1 pseudogene is annotated in these 1,056 nt (G+C 43.7%); it reads right to left on the reverse strand.

The window, feature by feature from the left end:
• Window positions 1-814: 814 nt before the first annotated feature.
• A pseudogene (locus tag QUA38_RS29170) lies at window positions 815-1,056 on the reverse strand (ribonuclease D); the annotation flags it as partial.

The following is a 1,056-nucleotide window of genomic DNA, read 5'->3' on the forward strand; positions in this document are numbered from 1 at the left end:
TTATATGAGGACGACCAGACATTTAAATTCTCTCCTTTACTTTTCATATAAGTCTATCATATCTTTAAAAAAATGGTGTAAGAAAGCCATCCCCATCCAGAAGATTAACCAAGGCTATGAGCGGCTGCTCAAGGGTAACGTGAAGTATCGCTTCGTGATTGATATGGCATCCCTTAAATCGGAATAACCGAGGTAGAACCTCGAAGGAGTACCAATGCAAACGCGCAAACTTGGAAACAGTAATCTGGAAGTGTCGGCGGGCTTGGCTGCATGGGAATGAGCTTTTCCTACCCGCCCAAAGACACACAGGAGATGACCGCTCTTCGATGCAGCCTCCAAGATCGCGTTGCAAGGGGATATGTATCGCGAAAAGCTGGAGCAAATGACCGATCGCTGAGCGGCGAAGAATACGTTATCTCGTTGACATTACGGTCACCGTAGCAGATTACATAGGCGAGACAAACGACTGCTGTGGCAATACCGACTAGTAGATGGAAAAGGTCAGCGATGAACAAGACCTGATTAAGCGGCACGCCCCCCAAAGCGGGGAAGTTCCGCCTAAAGAACAAAGCAAAAAATACCGCAGACGGAGTACGTTTGGCGTTGGCGCAAGATGGAGAGCATTGGGTGAATTATTTGGATAAATATTCTGAATCTGTACAATAGTTAATGAATTTAACTCGTAATAAACGTCGCTTTTATCAACAGGGCATACAGGCGGCTAACCTTATTCGGCTTTTTTTTAAACTTCTTTCTCACGCTCCCAGACCCCTGATAACACAGAAAAATGAGAGGAAACGTGATATTTTAGTAGTTAAAAAGGGATTTCATCATCATCTTCCTGTTCCTTAGTCTTAGCCGTCATCCGCCAACTGGTAACATACTCAATTTGCACATCAATTTTGTTAATCGCTTCCCCTAACCGCTTTTGGATGTATTGAGTCAGCGTCACCATAAAATCTAACTCAACTCCCACAGGTAGCGCAAGTTTTGCCAATTTAGCAAAATCTACCTTCAAAATCGAGGAACTGGATAACTTAAAATGGGGAGTATTTT

The sequence above is a fragment of the Microcoleus sp. Pol12B4 genome (genome assembly GCF_036701385.1).
Classification (GTDB): Bacteria; Cyanobacteriota; Cyanobacteriia; order Cyanobacteriales; family Microcoleaceae; genus Microcoleus.